Raw genomic sequence first — 15,958 nt, forward strand, 5'->3', positions numbered from 1 at the left:
CGGCTGTCCGCCGTCGCGGTATGGTGCCGTCGTGACAGCCCAGGCAACTGACAGGGTCGTGGACATCTACACCGACGGTGCGTGCAGCGGTAATCCGGGCCCGGGTGGGTGGGGTGCCGTGTTGCGTTACGGCAGTCGGGAGAGGGAGATCCACGGTGGTGAGGCGGACGACACCACCAACAACCGGATGGAACTGATGGCGGCGATCCGGGCACTGGAGTGTCTGACCCGACCGGTGGTGGTACGGATCCACACCGACAGCACCTACGTCCGGGACGGCATCACCAAGTGGCTGCCCCGCTGGAAGGCCAACGGTTGGCAGACCGCCGCCAAACAGCCGGTCAAGAACGCCGACCTGTGGCAGCGCCTGGACACGGCGGTGGGTCGGCACCAGGTGAGCTGGCACTGGGTCAAGGGTCACGCCGGGCATCCGGAGAACGAACGCGCCGACGGGCTGGCGGCCACGGGGTTGCGGGAGGCGTGCGGGTCCGCTGGTCTTCCCCTTCCAGGTGACGGGTCGAGGACGCGCCGGGTCGGGCGACCGCCGGTGGCGGCCGGTACGGCTTCCGCTCCGGGGCGATGATCCGGTTCCACACCGCGTCACCGACGCCGGACTAGGCGGGAGTAAGCACCTCCCGGCTCAACCGGTGGTGAAGCCGTTCCAGAGCCTCCACGCCCTCTTCCTTCTGCGCGAGGTTCTTCCGCAGGTTCCGGGCGCACTCGGTTTGCCCCATCAGCATCGTCCAGTCGACCATGCTCCGGTAGCTGGTGACGGAGAAATCCATGAACCGGATGACGGTCCCGACGGCGAACAGGTCCAGCAGCTCGGGTGAGGGCCGCAACCTGTTGAACTCCTCCAGCCTGGAGCGGATGCCCTCGACGGTGGTCGAGGGCGTCTCCAACGGAGCGGCAGCAAGCACCTCCAGGCACCTGACGATGTTCTCCTGGTGCTGGTCACTCAGCGTGCGCTGCCGCCGCAACTCCTGGGCCAGCTCGCTGTTCTGGATATGGCCGCAGATCCAGTCGAGCAATCGGCCACCACTCGCCTCCGCGTCGCGCAGGATGCCCAGTTCGTAGAAGAACAGGGCCTCCGGGGTATCGACTGCCATGGCCTTCTCCCGCCCGATTCGCTACACCTGCCGGACCGGGGGCTACCCACCGCATCGCTGTTGAACCCACCATCTCGCAGCGGCAATTCGGATTTACGGAACAATCACCCCAGCCTAAGCGTCACCTCCTGCGCCCGATGGTCGGACATGCCCTCCTGATCGCGCAGCAGGTAGCGGGTGACGACCAGTTCAGGAGAGGTGAACACCCAGTCCAACCGCCACAGCGGTAGCCCACGGAAGGCCCAGGACGATGGATAGACACTGTCCATGGCCGGCGTCGCGTCCCGTAGCCGTGATTTCAGCACGGCCACTTCGCCGCTGGTGGCGGTGGCATTGAAGTCGCCGGCGACCAGCACCGGGTTCGGGTTGCCGGCCAGGTCGTCCCGCAGCAGTTCGAGGTGGACCTGCCGCCGGCCGAACTGCTCCCTGGGCACGTCGTAGAACGCGCCGGTCAGCGGGCTGATCCGGGTGTCCAGATGCACCGGTTGATGGGTGTTGTAGAAGGAGAGCACCCGGTCGCCCACCCGTACGTCGGTGCGTAGCGACTTGACGACGTGGTACGGACGGAACGCGATGTCTGCCGGCACGGCCAGGCCAGTTGCCGCCAGCCGGTCACCGGCGTCGAGCCTCCCACCGCCGACCACCGGCAGCCGGGAGAGCGTGAGCAGTTCGCCCGCCACGATCACCTGGTAACCGGGGAACTCGCTCCGTACCCGGCTCAGGTCGTCGATCTCGACCGGGCCGTCCTCCGTGTGCAGGTACTCCTGCAACAGGTACACGTCGGCGTCGAAGCCGCGCAGGTAGGAATAGAAGTGCTCGGGATCGTCGGTCTGGGTCCAGAACTCCACGTTCCACGACACGACCCGCAGGTCCGGTGGCCCGGCCGGGGCCGCACCGGGCCACAGCGCCGCCGGGTTGATCCCGACCAGGCCATGGCTCAGCAGCAGCGCGGCTACCGCCAGCAGCCGAACCTGCCACAACCCGACGGCAGGCCGCCGTGACCGGACCCCCCGCAGCCTCGCCGCCCAGGCACCCATCGGCAGCGCAGCCGTCAGTAGCACGGCCGGCACCACCAGGAAGAGCAGGGGCGGGATTATGTCGACCACGCTCCACAACCACCACCGCCCGGACAACGCCAGGTGGGCCACGACGAACACCAGCCAGCCGGCCGCGACGGACCGGCGCAGCCAGGAACGCCGTACCCGGCGCGCCGCCGGTGCGGCGATCGGCGGCGCATCGAGGACGGCGGTCACATCGCCGCCACGGGGACGATCGGGTCGTAGAGCCGGCGGAACCGGGCCGAGCAGAGCCAGTGCAGTACCCCCACCCCCACTCCGGTGGCGATCGCCACGTTGACCAGAAAGTGCACGCCGGTGAAGTACGCCAGGAACAGCGGGCCCCGGCGGCGCAGCACGAACCGGTACATGCCGGCGTCCGACGCCAGCGAGACGACCAGGGCGAGGGTCGGCACGACCAGCCCCACCGGTCCGAACAGCACCGCCAGTGGAAGGGCGGCCACCGTGGCCAGTGCGGCAAGGCTGCCCCCGGCACGTTGCGGGGTCTCGAAGCCCCTGCCGAACCGACGCCGCGCCGCATAGAGCGGAACCCGGGCCCGGGCCCGGTTGAACAGCTTGCGCATCAGCCCGAACAGCCGGTCGTCGTGGTCGTGACGGGCACCGACGGCCGAGGTCAGCAGCATGCCGTACCGCTGGGTCAGCCGGTGTCCGTAGTCGACCTCCTCGGTCATCGCGATCCGGTTCAGCTTGGGGTTGAACGGGCCGACCTCCTCGAACACCTCGCGCCGGATCGCGCACATGGCCGAGAACAGGAACGTGATCAAGCCTTCGGAACTGATCGACCAGTAGTGGTACTGCAGGGCGCGGTACTCCTCGACCAGGCTGTCCCGGATCAGCGGTTCCGGGTCGTGCACTCCGCACACCGCACCGAGGCTGGGGTCGGCGGCCAGCAGTTCCACCGACCGGGCCACCGCGTCCGGATGCGGGGCGACGTCCGAGTCGACGAAGACCAGTACCTCGCCCCGGGCCAACTCGACCCCGAGGTTGCGGGCCGCCGCCACTCCCCCGTTGGCCGGGGTACGGACGACGCGGGCGCCGAGCCGGGTGGCGATCGCAACCGAGTCGTCAGTGCTGCAGTCGTCCACGACGATCAGCTCCATCGGCTCGTACGTCTGGGCCTGGACCGCCCGGATGCACAACTCGAGCGAGGCGGCGTAGTTGTAGTTCGGCACGATCACCGAGACCAGGGGCTTCATGCTGTTCCCTTCACATAGGTACGCCGGAACACCGGCGAGACCGCGTACTGCGCCACGCCGGCCATGCCCGCCAGCGCGATGGTGAGCGTCGCCAGGAAGTGCATGGCGACGAAGTAGGCCAGGAACGCCGGACCACGTTGCCCGGCCACGAACCGGAACACGCCAGCCTCACCGGCCAGGAACCCGACGAGCAGCAACAACGGCACCGCGGCCCAGAGCGGACCGAACAGCACCGGCAGTGCCACCGACGGCAGGGTCAGCAGTGCGGCGAGGCTGCCCCAGGCCCGGGTGTCCTGGCTCGGTCCACCCTGGAAGTCGGGGCGGCGCAGATACAGCGGTACGTGCAGCCGGGCGCGGTGGAACAGTTTGCTCAGCACGACAGCGAGCCGGTCGTCGTAGTCGTGCCGGCCGCGTACCGACGAGGTGAGCACGATCCGGTGGGTACGGGACAGCCGGTGGCCGTACTCGGCGTTCTCGGTGTGCCGCAGGCTCGGGTCGAACGGGCCGACCTCGTTGAGGAATACATCGGTACGGATGGCGAACAGCGCGGTGTAGGTGGTGGTGATGTCCCCCTCGTCCGCCGCCAGCCAGTAGTACTGCTGTAGGGCGCGGTACTCCTCGACCAGGCTGTCCCGGATCAGTGGCTCGGGATCGTAGTTGCCACAGACCGCGCCGATCCGGGCATCGGCCAGCAGCAGTTCGACGGCGTTGGCGACGGCGTCCGGCCGTACCTCGACGTCCGAGTCGACGAAGAACAGGATCTCTCCGGCGGCGAGTTCGGCACCGTGGTTCCGGGCACCGGGCGCACCTATGTTGCGGGCGGTGTGTTCCACCCGTACGCCGAGCCGCCGGGCGATCGCCACCGAGTCGTCGGTGCTGCCGTCGTCCACCATGATGATCTCGGTCGGCTGGTACGTCTGCCGCTGTAACGAGGTCAGGCAGGCCTCCAGGGTGTGTGCGTAGTTGTAGTTGGGCACGATTATCGAGACAAGCGGATGCTCCATCGGAGCTCACACCACCTTCGCAACGAGTTCGGCCAGGACTGGGTACCTGGCTGCGGCGAGGATCACGCCGAAGAGGGCCAGGCACACGGCTGCGGTGCCGACCAGGGGCCGGTCGCGCAGCAGGGTCCGCACCGGGTCACCGCCGTCCCGATGCACGATCACCAACTGCAGGTAGCGAAAGGCCCCGAACAGTACGGCGGGCAGCGACACCAGCATCGCCGCACTGGTGTACGGGCCAAGCAACGCGTCCTGCTGCAGGTAGAGCAGGAACGTGGTCACCGCCAACAGGCAGTTGAACCCCAGCAGCAGTTCCAGGAACGGAATCGAGTAGCCACGCAGCGCCGGCCGGTGCGTTCCGCCGTACGCGCCCAGTTCGTGCCGACGTTTGCCGAGGATCAGCAGGAGGCACCCGGCCAGGGCACAGGCCAACAGCCAACCGGAGACCGGCTCGCCGGTGGCCAGGTACCCCTGGGCCAGCCGCAGTTGGAACCCGGCCGCGACGACGAACACGTCCACCAGCGGCACGTGCTTGAGTCTGCGGCTGTAGGCCACGTTGAGCAGCAGGTAGAGCGGCACCGGCCACCACAGCGTGAACGGTTGCGTGGCCAGCAGCCCGGCCAGCAGCACCGCCAGCGTCACCGCGAAGAGCCGCGCGGTGGTGACACCGACCCGTCCCGAGGCGATCGGCCGGAGCCGCTTGACCGGGTGTTCCCGGTCGCGGTGCCGGTCGGCGATGTCGTTGAAGACGTAGACCAGTGACGAGGCGAGAACGAACGCCACGACGCTCCAGCCGATGCGGCCCAGCGTCCCGACGCTCCAGCTGGCCGTGTCCAGCAACGGCAGCGGTACGGCGATCAGGTTCTTCGGCCACTGCCCGGGGCGGACCAGCGTCATCAGGGCACGCAGTCGGATCCGCCCGGGGGCGGTGGCCGACAGCGGAAGTGGATCCGGCAACGGCGGGGTGGTCGGCTGGGCCACCGTCCGGGGAACGGTGCTCATGTCACTCTCCCTCCCTAGAAGAAGTGCCGGGCCAGGCCGAGCACGCCCTGCCGCCACGGGTCGCGGCTGGTCCGACCGCCGGTGCGCGGGGCGGTCGTCGACTGCCGCTGGCCCCGCCACCAGGCGTAGGTCTGCAGGATCGCGTCGCGATTGGACAGTTTCGGCTGATAGCCGAGGCGGGCAGCGGCGTGCTCGATGCTGACGTACGAGTCGGCCCGGAGTTTGTGCAGCAACCGCCCGTACACCGGCGAGAGCCGTACCGCCTGTAGGACGCGCAGGACGGCCAGCGCCGGCGCGGCCGGCATACCGATCACCCGTTTACCGTGCCCGGCGGCATCGAGCACCGCCTGGAAGTCCTGTGCGAGGGTGCCGAAGTCGGCGGCGGCGATGTTGTAGGTGTCGTTGGCGACCTCGGGCTCGGCCCGCAGGACGGACTCGACCGCGTCGAGCAGGTCCGGCATCGCCAGCATCTGGATGCGTACGTCCCCCCGGCCGAGTACCGGGAAGTGCCGCCCCTGCTCGGCCCACTCGAACAGCATCGCGAACAGCCCCATCCGCCCCGGTCCGAGGAACGTCTTGGGCCGCAGGATCGGCAGGCAGAGGCCTTCGGCCCGGTGGCGTTCGCAGATCACCTCCGCTTCGGCCTTGGCCCGGCTGTACGGGTCGACCGGCTCGCGTGGGTACCGTTCCGTCGTCGGTACGACCGACGGCAGCCCGTACACGGCGGTGGAGGAGATGTGCACGACGCGACCGACCCGGGCAGCCCCCGCCGCAGCGAGCACACTGCCGGTACCGTCGACGATCACCGAGCGGATCTGCTCCACCGGGTAGCTGGGCAGGGCCGATGCGGTGTGCACCACCACGTCGAGCCCGTCGAATAGTTGCCGCAGCCGGGACGTGTCGCGCACGTCGGCCAACTCGTGCCGGGCCCCGGGGACGGGCTGCTCCGCCGGGCGCAGGTCCACTCCGACGACGTCGTGTCCCCGGCCGGCCAGCCGCTCGACCAGGTGGGAGCCGAGCATCCCGGCCGCCCCGGTCACCGCGATCCGGGTCACCACAGCGAACTCACCTTCTCGGCGACGAACCGGGTGGTGAGCCGGGTCAGGCCGACGCTCAGGGTGGCGTCCAGCGCCGTCACGAACCGCTCCACCTCGTCCAACGGCGTGACCAGGGCCGGACCGGCGACCAGCGGATGGTCACCGTTGAGGGTGTAGTAGGCATAGATGTCGTGGGTGCGGTACAGCTCGTCGATCACCGCACAGGTGATCAGCTTCGTACGGAACCGGGGGTCCTTGGCGATTCCACCGGGGGCCAGTCTGCCCACCAGGTCGAGCAGCTTCGGCCCGCCGTCCAGGAACACCCCCCACAGCGCACCGGCTCCGGCGACCCGGTCGACGGCGTCCGGGTGCTGCTTGGCCAGTCGTTGGAGGCCGCTGCTCAGCACCTCCTCGATGGCCCGGGCCTTCGCCGGGTAGTCGTCCTCCACCACGATGTTGACCGCCTCGATCGCGGTCGCGCACTCCTCGCCGAAGCCGTAGTAGGTGGTGCTGGTGCTCTGCAACAGCGCATCCCGGGAGTTGTCGTACGCCTTGCGGAAGATCCGCTCCCGGGCCACGTACGCCGAGATCGAGGACTTGCCGCCACCGAAGGACTTCGAGGTGGTCACCACGTCGGGGATCAGTCCCGGATAGCGCATGAAGTAGAAGAGGCTGCCGGTCTTGCCCCAGCCGCTGTAGATCTCGTCGAAGATCAGCACGATGTCGTTCTCGGTGCACAACTGCCGGACGCCGCGTAGGAACTCCTCCGAGCACCAGCGCATCGTCGAGGCGCTGAACGGCTCGATGAGCAGCGCGTAGACGTCTCCCCGGTGCGCCTGGACCGCCGCCCGTACCGAGTCGAGGTCGTCGTAGGTGAAGGTGACGATGCCCGGGATCGTGGGGAAGGTGAAGGCCTGCGGCGAGCCGGTGAGTCCCCCGCTGCCCAGCAGCTTGCCGTGGAAGCTGATGTCGGCCCGCAGGATCGTGCCCCGTCGCCCCCCGTGGTACTTGTACGCCAGCTTCACCGCGCCCTCCACCGCTTCGGCACCCGAGTTCGGCAGGAACGACATGCTGAGGTCACCGGGCAGGAGTTGGGCGAGGTTGTGACTGAGCGCGGCGAGGTACGGCGAGAAGTAGGTCTTGTGCACCTCCATCCGCTGCCGTGCCGCGAAGCGTTTCCGGGCGGCGAGGACCCGTGGGTGGTTGTGTCCGTGGCTGAGTACCCCGACCCCGCCGGTGAAGTCGAGTATCCGTCGGCCGTCCCGGGTGTACAGGTACGCACCCTCGGCCCGGTCGACCAGCTCCCGTCCGAAGCCGAACGACGTCATCAGACCGGTCTGCGACCGGTTGACGTACCGCCGGTAGAGGTCGTGCACCTGCTTCACACTCAGCTCTTCGCACTCGTCCACTCCGATGAGCTCGACCATGCTGGTTCCTCCTCTCCGTTCTGCGATTCCGCCCGGCGCTGCGCCGCGCGGGCCAACAGCACCACCACGCCGGCGGTGCCAACCTCGGTGATCAGGCAGATGATTCGACTGGCGACCAGGACCACCCCGATGGCGTGCACCGGAAGGACCGGTGCGAGCGCGAGGACCAGCAGCACCTCACGCACCCCGACCCCGTCGGGTACGAAGACCGCCAGGCTGCCGATCGTGACCGCCAACGCGAAGCCACCGATCGCGGCGGGCAGCGCGGAAAGTGGTTCGGCACCCAGGGCCACCGCCAGCGCCCACAGGTGCAGTCCGGAGACCAGCCAGCCGAGCAGTTGCGTGGTGATGGCGATCCGCATTCCCCGGCCGGCCTCCGGTGGCACGGTGAGCGGCCGGCCCGCGCGACGCGCCGCCATGGCGATCAGTCGTCCCAACGCCCGTGGCCAGATCAGACCGGCCAGGACCAGCACACCGGGGAGGACCAGCCAGGCCACGTACCCGTCGACGACAGTCGGCCCCACCACCGCTCCCACCGCCAGGCCGCAGAACACCGTGACGGCCAGGCTCAGCCCGAACGCCGCGGACATCACACCCGGTCCGATCCCGACGGCCCGCCCGAGCCGGATCTGCAGCAGCAGGGTCCACACCCGGCCGGGCACGAACTTCGCCAGGAAGCCGAGGTAGTAGATGCGGGCGGCACCGGACAGCGGCACCGACCGGCCGAGATCGGCCAGCAGGGCCCGCCAGGAGACCAGGCCGATCAGCAGACCGACGACATTGGCCACGGCCGCCAGTACCAGCCAGCTCGCGCCGGGCCCGGTCAGCAGCAGCCCCACCTGTTCCCAGCCCGGTCCCCGGGCGGCCAGCACCACACCGATGGTGATGGCCACCAGGTAGGCGACGGCCACCAACGCCCGGCCGACCCGTCTGCGGTAGCCCGGCCGATCGACAGGGCCCTCGACGGTACTCACGGTTTCACCGGTTCGGCTGCGGCCATGGTGGGACCGGCGACTTCGCGGACCGCCCCGAGCAGCGCCCCCGCGACGATGGTCGCCTGTACCAGGAGGTGCAGGCCGAGGAAGACACCCAGGAAGCGGACCCCGCGATGGGCCACCACCCCCCGCACCATCGGCAGGTCGCTGACGACGAACGCCAGGAGGCACACCATCGGTACGGCCAGCGTCCACGGGCTCCAGAGCGCGGTCGGAACCGCCAGCAGGCCGGACGCGACCGTCATCGCACCGCAGAGGACGGTCGGTGCCCGGTTCGCCACCAGCGGTCTGGCCGACTCCTCCGTCCGCTCGGTCGGTGCCGCCGGTATGCCACCCCCGGCCCGGGTCCGGCGCTCGATCAGCATCATCGAGGGCAGCAGCCGTGAGCGACGTAGCTGCTCACGCAGCATGGGCACGAGCCGGTCGACGTCGTCGTGCCATCCGGTGACGGTTTCGGTGAGCAGGATGCCGAAGCGTCGTCCGAACCGGGTGCTGAACTCCACGTCCTCGCTGTCGCGCAGCCGCTCGTCGAAGCCGCCGACCGCCTGGAAGGCGTCGCGTCGGATGGCGGCCAGGGCGAAGATCGCGGTCCTGACCCGGCCGACGCTGCGGCGACGCCACAGGTATCCGTGCAGTGTCTTGTAGCGTTCCACCGGCCCGTCGTCGACCAGCGGGTCAGGTCCGTACATGCCCTGCACGCAGGCGTATTCGGGATCGGCCAGCAACAGCCTGACCGCATTGGCGACCGCGTCGGGCGCGAGCGCGCCATCAGCATCGGCGAAGAAGAGGATTTCTCCGGTTGCCGCGGCGGCCCCGGCGTTACGTGCGGCCGAAACACCGCCGTTGACCGGTAGTCGGATCACGGTGCAGTCGAGGCGCTCGGCCAATTCCGCCGATCCGTCGACACTGGCGTCATCCACGACCAGCACCTCTTTGATGGGAATGCACTGTTGGCGTACTGAGCGCAGACACGCGGAAAGTGTCCGTGCAGCGTTATAACAAGGGACAATCACGGAGATCATTGGGACTTGCGTCCACATCGGACTCGCTAGAGTCCTGCTCATGCCTGCTCACCCCACCCATGGTTTCGAGCACAAACAATCACGGATCAACACACCTCACTATTTGTACGGGAGCGGTGAATCATCCACCCAGACCAATGGCACTACTGAATCCCGGGCCAAATCGGCCTGGCTACCGATGCTCGACCTCACCGGGCGGACCGGTCCGCTGCACGAACGGCTGGCCAGCGCGCTGCGGTCCGCGATCCGAACCGGACAATTACCGTCCGGCATCACACTTCCGCCGAGCCGAACGCTGGCCAACGACCTCGGCTGCTCACGTTGGGTGGTCACCGAGGCATACGGACGCCTCGTCTCGGAAGGATTCCTGCAGGCCCGGACCGGTTCCGGCACCCGGGTACAGGGCGATGTCGGTACCATCGACCCGGCGGGAACGGCCGAACCGGGGACGCCCGTACCACGGCCGACCAGCTACCGCTACGACATGCTTCCCGGGGTCGCCGACCTGCGGGCGTTTCCTCGGCAGCGGTGGGCCGAGGCGGTGCGCGCAGCCACGACCACAATGGTCTACGACGATCTGTGGTACGCCGACGACAATGGCCTGCCGCTACTGCGCCGCAGGCTGGCCGAATACCTCATCCGCTGTCGCGGGGCACTCGTCACGCCCAAGGACGTGATAGTCACCTCGGGCACCACCAACGGGCTCGCGCAGGCATTCCGCACGCTCCGGCATGCCGGTTTCACCTCCGTCGCCGTCGAAAACCCGAGTTGGCAGCGACCATGGTGGGCGGCCCGTGAGGTCGGACTACGTGTCGTGCCGATTCCCGTCGACGACGGTGGTTTGCAGGTGGAAAAAATTATCGGCAGAAAAGAACTACGCGCAGTGTTGGTCACCCCCGCACACCAGTTCCCCACCGGCGTTTCATTGGCACCCGAACGACGCCGGCAGTTGCTCGAATGGCTGCACCACGTCGACGGCGTACTCCTCGAGGACGACTACGACGCGGAGTTCCGTTACGACCGCCTCCCGGTCCCGACGGTGCAGGGTATGGACCCCGCCAGGGTGTTCCTCTTCGGCTCCGTCAGCAAGACCCTGGCGCCCGCCGTCGGGCTGGGCTGGATGGCGCTGCCGCCCCGGTGGCGTGCCCTGGTACGCGTGGCCAACCCGGCGGCCAGCGGTCCGTCCCCGCTCACCCAGGCGGCCTTTGCCCACTTCGTCACGAGCGGTGGTTTCGACCGGCATCTACGCGACAGCCGGCGGCGGCTCAGGACACGGCGTGACGCGTTGGTCGCGGCGTTGCGTCAACGCCTACCCGAGTTCCCGGTCACCGGCATCGCCGCCGGACTGCACCTGGTCCTGGAACTGGGTACGGCCCACGCCGGTCGGGTGCCGGCGCTGCTGGCCCGGCTGGGCCGTGCCGGCGTACGACTCTCCGACCTGGACACCTTCCGTAGTGAACCGGCCCCGCACCGACCCGGCCTGGTGCTCGGCTACGGCAACCTCACCGACAGCGTGATCGACGAGGCGGTGGCCCAACTGGCGACCACGATCGACGGCGACGCCCGGAACCACCGCTGATCGTCCGAACCAGGCCCCTTGACAGCAATCGATCGATGAACGAGGTTGTCCCCTACCTGACAGTTGATCGATTGGCCTGGCGGAACAAACGGGGGATTCGACCACGATCGGAGAACTGATGCGAGTCACGACGACAGGGAGACGAGCGCTTGCCGTGCTCGCCACCGCGGGTCTGCTACTGGTGCCACTCAGAACCACGGCGGAGTCGCCAGCGCCGACGCCGACCGGGGCCACCCGGGACTGGACCCCGGTGGCGCAGACCCAGGCCAGGAACATCCCGACCCCGGAACGCTACTTCGGCTTCAGGATGGGCACGACCGGCAAACTCGCCGGCTTCCCGAAGATCAAGGACTATCTGCGTCTCATCGACCGTAACTCGGACCGGGTCACCTACCAGGTCGCGGGCACCACGACGGACGGCAACGAGTATCCGGTCCTGTTCGTCAGTTCGCCCGGAAACCTCCGCAAGCTCGACCGCATCGTCGAGATGAACCGCCGGCTCTCCGATCCCCGTGGCCTCTCCCCCGAGCAGGCCCGGGCGCTGGCCGCACAGAGTGTGCCGGTCTACATGCTGGAAGCCACGCTGCACTCGACCGAGGTCTCGAACACGCAGGCCGTGGTCGACATCGTCCACCGGTTCGCCACCGAGGACTCCGACTACACCCGCAACGTGCTGGACAACGTCGTCATCATGGTGATCCCGTCCGGGAACCCCGACGGACAACACCGGGTCGTCGACTACTTCAACCGGACCGCCGGCACGGACCTCAACCGGGTCTACCCCGACCTCTACCAGAAGTACGTCGGCCACGACAACAACCGGGACTGGTTCATGTTCAGCCAGCCCGAAACCAGGATCCGTACCAACCTGGAGAAGAAGTACCGGCCCGTCGTGTTCCACGCCGGACACCAGGCGGGCACCGGCAGTCCCCGGATCTGGCTACCGACCTACGACGAGCCGCTCAGCCGGGACATCGACCCGATCACCATCGAGTCCGCGAACTCGCTCGGTGCGCAGGTCGGCCGGGCCCTGATCGCCGAGGGCAAGAAGGGTGTCCAGCACGACGACGCGTACGGCATCTTCTTCAACGCCGATGTCGCCGGGTACTCCTCCTACCGGGGCACGTCGCTGTTCCTCCACGAGATCGCCAGCGCCCGGGACCTGGCGTACCCCTTCAGGAGCGCCGACGGTAGGCCACTCGGTCCACAGGACCGGACGATGCGCAACGTCGCACCGTACGACAGCGACACCTGGACCCTGGAACAGATGGTCGACTATGCCAAGACCAGCTACTACACGGGTCTGAAGACGGTCGCCGACAACGCCCGGACGTGGTTGTTCAACAACCTCTACCAGGTCGCCCGCAACAGCCTCAGCTGGACCGGCGGTCCGCGCGCCTACGTGATCCCCGCCGCGCAACGGGACCCGTACGCGACCTTCGAACTGCTCGACATCCTCGAGTTCGGCGAGGTCGAGATCCACCGTGCGACCAAGGCGTTCACGGCCAACGACCAGCGTTACGACGCCGGCTCGTACGTCATCTGGACGCAGCAGCCGCTGGGCCGCTGGGCCGACCAGCTACTGAAGATCGAGGACTACCCGATTAACGCCCGCAAGTGCGCCCGGTGCCCGCTGATCATGCCGTACAGCGAGACCACGGACAATCTCGGGCTGCTGCTCGGCGTCGACGTGGACGCGGTGCCGGACACCTTCACCGCCAAACTGGAACGGGTCAGCCGGATCGACCCGGCCAGGGTCACCATGCCGGCGACTCCGAGGGCCAGCGGCGCGTACCTCGTCTCGCCCAACTCGTACGCCGTCGGCAAGGTGCTGGCCGCCCTCCAGGCCGCCGACGTCCCGGTCTTCCGGTCCGAGGGCACGTTCACCGCGTCCGGCCGTACCTTCGCGGCCGGTACCGTGATCGTCCCACCGAGTACCCAGGCCCGGACGGTGCTGGCCCGAGTCTCCGCCGAGACCGGTGTCCCGGTCTTCGCCACCGACACCACGCCCCGGGTGAAGGGCTTCCAGCTCAAACCGAACACCCGGGTCGGCCTGATCCGGGGCGCGAACAACATGCCCGGTGGCTGGCTGATGTGGATGTTCGACCAGTACGGCGTGAACTACCAGGTGGTGGGCGCGGACGACTACACCGGCGGCGGGTTGACGTCCCGCTACGACACGATCGTCATCGCCGACGGCGTCACCCGGCAGCGGATCGTCACCGGGATCGACCCGGCCAGGCATCCCGCGGACTTCGCCTGGGCACGTGGCGTCGGTGAGGCCGGTTGGGCGCAACTACGGGCGTTCGTCCAGGGTGGCGGCAACCTGGTCGCCATCGGTGACGGCGCGGACACCGCACGGGAGCTGCTGGACCTGCCGGTCCGTAACGTCGTACCGAGCAACCGGGACGACTTCAACGTGCCCGGGGCGCTGGTGCACAACACGTTCGACCCCGCTGTCCCGGCCGCCTGGGGCATGCCGGAACAGTGGCCGGTCTGGTACTACAACAACTCCGCCTACCAGGTCACCTCCGGAGCCGGGGCGCGGGTCGCGGCAGGTTACCCGAGGCAGGGTGAGCTGTTGGCCAGCGGGTACGCCCACGGACAGCAGACCCTCGCCGGCCTGGCGAACGTCGTGTCGTTCGACGTCGGCCGGGGGCACGTGACCATCGCCGGTAGCGAGATCACCTTCCGGAGCTGGCCGCGCTCGGCGTCCCCGCTCCTCTACAACTCGATCTACCACGGACCCTCCCAGCCGACGGACGTACCACGGTTCAACTGACCGCAGCTCGGGTGGCGGTGGCCCCGGCCACTGCCACCCGAAGCGGAATGTCGGCGTTTCCGGAACGTCACCGGGCGGTGCGACGCTGCCCACCATGGACAACCGGCATGCAAGTCGTTCGGTACAACTGATGATCGCCTGGCTCGCCCACCCCCTGACCCTGCTCGGAATCGTCCTACTGGCAGTCAACGATCACCTGCTCAAACCGGCGTATCCCGGCCTGGTCACCGGAAAACTCAGCGACTTCGCCGGGTTGCTCGTCGCGCCGCCACTGCTCGGGGTGGTCGTATCGGCGATCGCCCCGCAGCTGACCGGCGCACGGGTGGCCGGCGGCGCGTTGGTGCTCACCGGCCTGGGCTTCACCGTCACGAAGTCGACGATGATCGGTGCGGCGGTCGCCTCAGCCGGTTGGAGTGCGATCAGCGGGCCGTCGGTGATCCTGGCCGACCGTACCGACCTCGTGGCGCTACCCGCACTCGGGCTCGTGGCCTGGACGTGGACACGGGCAAGCCGACTCCCGATCTCCGAACGCATGTTGCGCCGCTTCGGTGTGCTCGTCGTCCTGCCCACCGCCACCCTCGCGGTAGCGGCCACCAGTGCTCCGTACTACCGGGACACGGTGGCGGTGGCGTCGTGGCGCAATCTGATCGTGGTCGGCGAGGCCAACGCGTACCTGAGCCAAAACACGGACCACCAGGGCAACGACACGAACAGGTGGCAGGTGAGCGAGGAGGGTCGCGTCTGGCGGTCGATGACCCCGGCGGAGCGGGCAGAGTTCGAGAAGGACCGGGCCACCCTTGCGACGACGGCACAGCGGTCCTGCCTGCCGGACCAGCCGGCCCGCTGCTACCGGATCGTCGAAGGACACCTACGCGTCGAGGTGAGCGACGACGCCGGCGCGACCTGGGCGGTGACCTGGGAGATCCCAGACAGCCGCCGAGACTACCTGGCACGGTCGTACGAGCAGATCGGCGACGTCGAGACGTACCTGTCGTCGTATGCGCTGGCCGTGCACCCGGTGCCTGGCGGTCATGTCGTGGTGGTGGCGAACCGGCGGGACGGCATCGCCCTGCGCGACGTTTCCGGTACGTGGACCCGGCTCGGCTTCGACACGGACGGCGACGGGCGGAACCCACCTCCGTCCCTGGACGCGAAGCCGTCCGTGCTCATCACCGAGACCGTCGTCACGATCCTGGTGGCGCTGCTGATGGTGGCCGTGGCGGGGCGACGACTGGCCCGCCACGGTGCCGGACGCATCACCCACAGCATCTTCTTCGGTGTCGGAAGCCTGCTCGCGTTGGTCGGCGGGCTCGGAACCCGGATAGAGAGCACGCTCATGCTGGCGGTAGTGGCGACGATCATGACCCTCCTGGGGATGTACTTCTCCCTCGCCGGCACCATCGGCCTGCTGGCGTCCACACCGTGGCGGGTCGTCGGAGTCCGTCGACTCCCGCTCATCCTCCTGACCGGTCTGGCCGTCGCTGCGGCCTGGTGGGCACCGTTCGTCGCCTGGGCCCGGGGGCTGGTCAACTATCCGGTGGCGGTGCTACTCGGGCTGGTCGCCGTGCTGGTCGGTCTCGCCGTCGCCAACCGGCTCGGTCAACCGGTCGAAGCGTCGGCGGACCGAGCGGTCGATCCGCCACGGTCAGCCCTTCCCGGCTCACCGACGTCAGCCTCGGCGGAACTCCAGGGTGACCCCAGCCGAGATCCGTCAGGCTGACGTCCCGAACGG

General features: G+C 68.6%; 13 protein-coding genes. 4 read left to right on the forward strand and 9 right to left on the reverse strand.

Annotation, left to right across the window (positions count from 1 at the left end; translation table 11 throughout):
• The first annotated feature begins 31 nt into the window (after nucleotides 1-31).
• Nucleotides 32-583 carry a ribonuclease HI gene (gene rnhA, locus ACFQ4H_RS00075; RefSeq protein WP_377565368.1) on the forward strand — a complete coding sequence of 184 codons (552 nt, stop codon included), beginning with the start codon at nucleotides 32-34 and terminating at the stop codon, nucleotides 581-583.
• Nucleotides 584-614: 31 nt separating this feature from the next.
• Here the strand turns inward: rnhA and ACFQ4H_RS00080 are convergent, their stop codons facing one another.
• The 9 genes from ACFQ4H_RS00080 to ACFQ4H_RS00120 form a co-directional block, all read right to left on the reverse strand.
• A complete protein-coding gene (locus tag ACFQ4H_RS00080; RefSeq protein WP_377565371.1) occupies nucleotides 615-1,109 on the reverse strand; it encodes a DUF892 family protein in 495 nt (164 codons plus the stop codon).
• A gap of 104 nt (nucleotides 1,110-1,213) precedes the next feature.
• Nucleotides 1,214-2,362 carry an endonuclease/exonuclease/phosphatase family protein gene (locus tag ACFQ4H_RS00085; protein WP_377565373.1) on the reverse strand — a complete coding sequence of 383 codons (1,149 nt, stop codon included), beginning with the start codon at nucleotides 2,360-2,362 and terminating at the stop codon, nucleotides 1,214-1,216.
• Nucleotides 2,359-3,381 (reverse strand): glycosyltransferase family 2 protein, encoded by a 1,023-nt coding sequence (locus tag ACFQ4H_RS00090; RefSeq protein WP_377565375.1) that lies wholly within the window; start codon nucleotides 3,379-3,381, stop codon nucleotides 2,359-2,361. Before ACFQ4H_RS00090 ends, ACFQ4H_RS00085 begins: the two co-directional genes overlap by 4 nt.
• Nucleotides 3,378-4,385, reverse strand: coding sequence for a glycosyltransferase family 2 protein (locus ACFQ4H_RS00095; RefSeq protein WP_377565378.1), 1,008 nt, complete (start codon nucleotides 4,383-4,385; stop codon nucleotides 3,378-3,380). Before ACFQ4H_RS00095 ends, ACFQ4H_RS00090 begins: the two co-directional genes overlap by 4 nt.
• A gap of 6 nt (nucleotides 4,386-4,391) precedes the next feature.
• Complete coding sequence (locus ACFQ4H_RS00100; RefSeq protein WP_377565382.1) at nucleotides 4,392-5,384, reverse strand: UbiA prenyltransferase family protein; 993 nt, start codon at nucleotides 5,382-5,384, stop codon at nucleotides 4,392-4,394.
• 14 nt (nucleotides 5,385-5,398) lie between these two features.
• Complete coding sequence (locus ACFQ4H_RS00105; protein ID WP_377565385.1) at nucleotides 5,399-6,442, reverse strand: NAD-dependent epimerase/dehydratase family protein; 1,044 nt, start codon at nucleotides 6,440-6,442, stop codon at nucleotides 5,399-5,401.
• The gene (locus ACFQ4H_RS00110; protein WP_377566215.1) at nucleotides 6,436-7,749 is read right to left on the reverse strand and encodes an aspartate aminotransferase family protein; all 1,314 of its coding nucleotides are present in this window, start codon (nucleotides 7,747-7,749) and stop codon (nucleotides 6,436-6,438) included. Before ACFQ4H_RS00110 ends, ACFQ4H_RS00105 begins: the two co-directional genes overlap by 7 nt.
• Before the next feature lie 59 nt (nucleotides 7,750-7,808).
• On the reverse strand, nucleotides 7,809-8,822 hold the full coding sequence (locus tag ACFQ4H_RS00115; protein WP_377565388.1) for a lysylphosphatidylglycerol synthase domain-containing protein: 1,014 nt from the start codon (nucleotides 8,820-8,822) through the stop codon (nucleotides 7,809-7,811).
• Entirely contained in the window at nucleotides 8,819-9,907 is a 1,089-nt protein-coding gene (locus ACFQ4H_RS00120) for a glycosyltransferase family 2 protein (protein WP_377565391.1), read from the reverse strand. Before ACFQ4H_RS00120 ends, ACFQ4H_RS00115 begins: the two co-directional genes overlap by 4 nt.
• 136 nt (nucleotides 9,908-10,043) lie before the next feature.
• On the opposite strand from ACFQ4H_RS00120, the gene pdxR reads away from it, so the two are divergent.
• From pdxR to ACFQ4H_RS00135, 3 genes are all read left to right on the forward strand, one after another.
• The gene (gene pdxR / locus ACFQ4H_RS00125; protein WP_377565393.1) at nucleotides 10,044-11,444 is read left to right on the forward strand and encodes a MocR-like pyridoxine biosynthesis transcription factor PdxR; all 1,401 of its coding nucleotides are present in this window, start codon (nucleotides 10,044-10,046) and stop codon (nucleotides 11,442-11,444) included.
• A gap of 154 nt (nucleotides 11,445-11,598) precedes the next feature.
• Nucleotides 11,599-14,226, forward strand: coding sequence for a M14 family zinc carboxypeptidase (locus ACFQ4H_RS00130; RefSeq protein ID WP_377565396.1), 2,628 nt, complete (start codon nucleotides 11,599-11,601; stop codon nucleotides 14,224-14,226).
• 130 nt (nucleotides 14,227-14,356) lie between these two features.
• Nucleotides 14,357-15,946: a hypothetical protein gene (locus ACFQ4H_RS00135; protein WP_377565399.1), complete on the forward strand. Its 1,590-nt coding sequence runs from the start codon at nucleotides 14,357-14,359 to the stop codon at nucleotides 15,944-15,946.
• Nucleotides 15,947-15,958 lie beyond the last annotated feature (12 nt).

The sequence above is a fragment of the Micromonospora sonneratiae genome, assembly GCF_042679305.1.
Taxonomy (GTDB): domain Bacteria; phylum Actinomycetota; class Actinomycetes; order Mycobacteriales; family Micromonosporaceae; genus Micromonospora_H; species Micromonospora_H sonneratiae.

Bases quoted from the DNA above. Each gene is read 5' to 3' on its own strand.
- ACFQ4H_RS00110 (WP_377566215.1), bottom strand. From the start codon at position 7,749: ATGACGTCGTTCGGCTTCGGACGGGAGCTGGTCGACCGGGCCGAGGGT.
- ACFQ4H_RS00090 (WP_377565375.1), bottom strand. From the start codon at position 3,381: ATGAAGCCCCTGGTCTCGGTGATCGTGCCGAACTACAACTACGCCGCC.
- ACFQ4H_RS00095 (WP_377565378.1), bottom strand. From the start codon at position 4,385: ATGGAGCATCCGCTTGTCTCGATAATCGTGCCCAACTACAACTACGCA.
- ACFQ4H_RS00135 (WP_377565399.1), top strand. From the start codon at position 14,357: ATGATCGCCTGGCTCGCCCACCCCCTGACCCTGCTCGGAATCGTCCTA.
- pdxR (WP_377565393.1), top strand. From the start codon at position 10,044: ATGCTCGACCTCACCGGGCGGACCGGTCCGCTGCACGAACGGCTGGCC.
- ACFQ4H_RS00080 (WP_377565371.1), bottom strand. From the start codon at position 1,109: ATGGCAGTCGATACCCCGGAGGCCCTGTTCTTCTACGAACTGGGCATC.
- ACFQ4H_RS00120 (WP_377565391.1), bottom strand. From the start codon at position 9,907: ATGAGCAGGACTCTAGCGAGTCCGATGTGGACGCAAGTCCCAATGATC.
- ACFQ4H_RS00100 (WP_377565382.1), bottom strand. From the start codon at position 5,384: ATGAGCACCGTTCCCCGGACGGTGGCCCAGCCGACCACCCCGCCGTTG.